2 protein-coding genes and 1 pseudogene are annotated in these 3288 nt (G+C 56.7%); all 3 read right to left on the reverse strand.

From position 1 onward, the window contains the following. Nucleotides 1-80: 80 nt before the first annotated feature. On the reverse strand, nucleotides 81-1340 hold the full coding sequence (locus IQ256_RS28640; protein ID WP_193859086.1) for a M20 family metallopeptidase: 1260 nt from the start codon (nucleotides 1338-1340) through the stop codon (nucleotides 81-83). A gap of 39 nt (nucleotides 1341-1379) precedes the next feature. Continuing rightward, nucleotides 1380-2084 carry a dethiobiotin synthase gene (gene bioD / locus IQ256_RS28645; RefSeq protein WP_193859087.1) on the reverse strand — a complete coding sequence of 235 codons (705 nt, stop codon included), beginning with the start codon at nucleotides 2082-2084 and terminating at the stop codon, nucleotides 1380-1382. 46 nt (nucleotides 2085-2130) lie between these two features. Further along, nucleotides 2131-3288, reverse strand: a pseudogene (locus IQ256_RS28650) (hypothetical protein); the annotation flags it as partial.

Genomic DNA, 3288 nt, shown 5'->3' on the forward strand with positions numbered 1-3288 from the left:
GTGAATCACTCATGGCAAAAAAGCGGATTTAGCTAGAAGTCGTCTAGTTTATATCATCCGCGATCACGCCCCATCTATGCTCAAGAGTCTTCATCTACTGGGCAAAACTTTTCAACAATTCGCACAAAGGTTTCGACGCCTACTCCTAGCGCGGTCTCGTCAAAGTTAAACCGGGGATGATGATGGGGATAGGCTAAATCTTTATCGACATTGGCCGCACCCAAAAAGAAATAGCAGCCAGGTACCGCCTGTAGAAAGAAAGAGACATCTTCGCCGCCCATCGTTTGGCACTCAGGGACGACGCCTGCGGGGGTTTCGACGACGGAAAGGGCTACAGAACGGACTAGATCGGCGATCGCCCGGTCATTAATCACAGGCGGGTACAGCTTGTGATAGTCCAATTGATAGCTCGCACCGTGCGCCGCGCACACACCCGCAATAATCTGCTCTAAACGCTGGGGAATCAGCTCTCCATAGTCTGGGTCAAAGTAGCGCACGGTGCCGCTCAAAAAAGCGCTATCGGCAATCACATTTACTGCCGTTCCCGCCTTGAATTCGCCGACTGAGACCACCGCTGACTTGAGTGGGTCGATATTGCGAGAAACCAGCGTTTGCAGCGCCGTTACTACCTGCGCGCCGACGACGACCGCATCGACCGTCTGCTGTGGAATCGCCCCATGCCCGCCTTTGCCCTGAATGGTGCAGTGAAAGAATTCTGTAGCCGCCATCATCGGCCCGCTGCGAACGCCCAAGGTGCCCAGTGGCAGATTATTCCAAAGGTGCAGGCCAACGAGCGCATCGACATCGGGATTTTTTAGTACGTCGGCTTCGACCATGGGCTTGGCACCGCCAGGGCCCTCTTCTGCGGGCTGAAAGATGATCTTGACGGTGCCGCTAAACGTGTCTGGATGGTCTTTTAGATACTTGGCTGTGCCTAGCGCGATCGCCACATGGCCATCATGTCCGCAGGCGTGCATCTTGCCATCATGAATAGAGCAGTAAGGCACCTCGTTGAGTTCTTGAACGGGCAGTCCATCCATATCAGCCCGGATGCCTAGCACCGGGAGTCTTGTGTGCGTTCCTTCTGGAGGGGCGATCGCAGTGGAAGCCTGCCCTGCGAAAATGGCAACAACCCCAGTTTTGGCAACGCCGCTTGTATAGTTAATGCCCCACTCTGTCAGGCGATCGCAGATGAAGCGAGCGGTGATTTCTTCTTGAAAACCTAGCTCTGGGCGCTGATGAATCTGCCGCCGCCAGCGGACGAGATCAGCTTGCAATGCCTGAATGTCAGGTCGCAGCGCTGAAAAGTCGGTCGTCAAAGGCCTAGAGATCGTCAGCATAGAGAGTCCGTAGCGTTTTATGTATTCTGTCAGATTTTTTTATGCCCAGAACGCCTTTGGCATCAATCGCTCTAAATCTAACTGAGCAGCGGCCTCTGCTAGGGCCTCCAGATTTTTGATCTGCCTGAGATAGGGCAATACGCCTAACACGGGCGTGCGCGTCAAAGATTCGATCATCTGAATCGGTGCCCACTGCTCTAGCTGCTGCTGATTTAGCGGAGCCGTGCAGCTAAGGACGATGCCGCGCAGATTGACTTTTTTTTGCTCGGCGAGGGCGACATTGGCCACTGTCGCTGCAATGCACCCCAGCTTGACCGGCACAACTAGTACAGATGGTAAGCGCCACTGGTAGGCAATGTCTGCGACGGTCAGCTCATCGGTGATTGGCGATCCTAAGCCGCCTGCACCTTCGACCAAAACCCAGTCTCGCTCTGCCTGAAGCTGTGAAATCACCTGCCACGCCTTAGCGAGATCGACCCGTTCGCCTTCTAGCGCGGCGGCTAGTGGCGGCGCGATGGGCGCTTTGTACCAGAGGGGATTGAGCTGTTCTGGCGTCTGGTTTAAGAACTGGTCTAGGTCGAAAAGCCGGCTGTATAGTTCGCGATCGCCCTCCCCCGACTGTACTGGCTTGCACAGGCCCAATCGGTAGGCCCAGCAATACCGCTGCCAATAGGCGACCAGCGCCGATGTCAGCACCGTTTTGCCGCTATCTGTATCTGTTCCTGTAATCAACAATGCTGCCAAATTAACCGAGTCCTCTTCTACAACAGATGCCTACAACAGATGTCTTTTAATCACCGAGTGGAACCTCAGCACTTAGCTGAATTTCTAGGGTGAATTCCGATCGCTCAGGGGCGGTCACGTCAATGCTGTAGTCACCACCTTCGGGCAAAAATCCCTGCCATCTTTCTAAGTCAGAGGCATCGGGCAGCAGGGTTCCATCTGGCATCAGCAGCTCGAAAGAAACAGGGCCATCAGATGAAAGCGCATTAACGGTAAGAATTTGGCCCTGGCTAGCACTGACGACATAGCGCCTGAGCTGCCCAGGCCCAACGCTATTCGCGACTCGAATTCCTTGTGATTCACCCGGAAAAGTGACTCTCTGCCTTTGAATGTTGAGCTGTGGCGGCTCGGTCGGACGCGGTGTGCGAGTAGGTGGCTCGGTGGCTGGTGGATTGGTAGCTGGCGGCTCGGTGCCGTCGGTTGGTGGGTTGGTGGGCTCTACTGGTGCTTGGGTTGGTGGCTGGGTTTCGGGGGGCGGCGCAGGGACGGGGCCTAGTGTGGCGCTGAGCTGGTAGTTGCTGCTAGGAACACCGCGCACGGGGCTGAGCTGAATTTTGTATTCACCAGATTCTCTGAGGGTGCCTTGCCACTGAGCGACCCGCCTAGCATTACGCGCCACGGGCCGATCGTTCGGGCCCAAAACGCTGAGCAACACGCCTTCTGGCGCGACAGCAACGGTAAGCGACTGGCCCGATTCTGCTGGCAGCAGATAGTTGAGCGTATCGCCCCCTAGTAAATTGCCTTGGACGGCCTCGGCCACGCCTGGCGTTAGATCCAGTGGCTGGGTGTACTCCGCTGGCTGCGGGTCGGCGGTGGCGGTGGGTGCGGGCGTTTCTTCACTTCCCAACGGTGGCAGTGAAGTGATCGTGGGTTCGGGGGTGACCGGTGAATTGAGGTATCTGACGGTGGCCCAGCCGCCAAATCCGGCGGCGGTGACCAGACCAGCGGCCAAGGTGCCGACCGCCACAGGATTCTCGAAGAACGAGGGCGGACGCTCCCGCTCTGAGGGCATTTGCAAGCGAGTGCCAAACTGGCTGGCTGGGGGCGAAGGAGGAATTCGGTTTTGCTGGGCTCGGCTTTGCTGGGCTTGGTTGACGGTAGAGGTAGGTTCAGTATTGACGCCGGGGTTGGGTCGACCGACGGCGACGGTTTTGATCTGCGAAAG

The sequence above is a fragment of the cf. Phormidesmis sp. LEGE 11477 genome (assembly GCF_015207105.1).
Taxonomy (GTDB): Bacteria; Cyanobacteriota; Cyanobacteriia; order Phormidesmidales; family Phormidesmidaceae; genus Phormidesmis.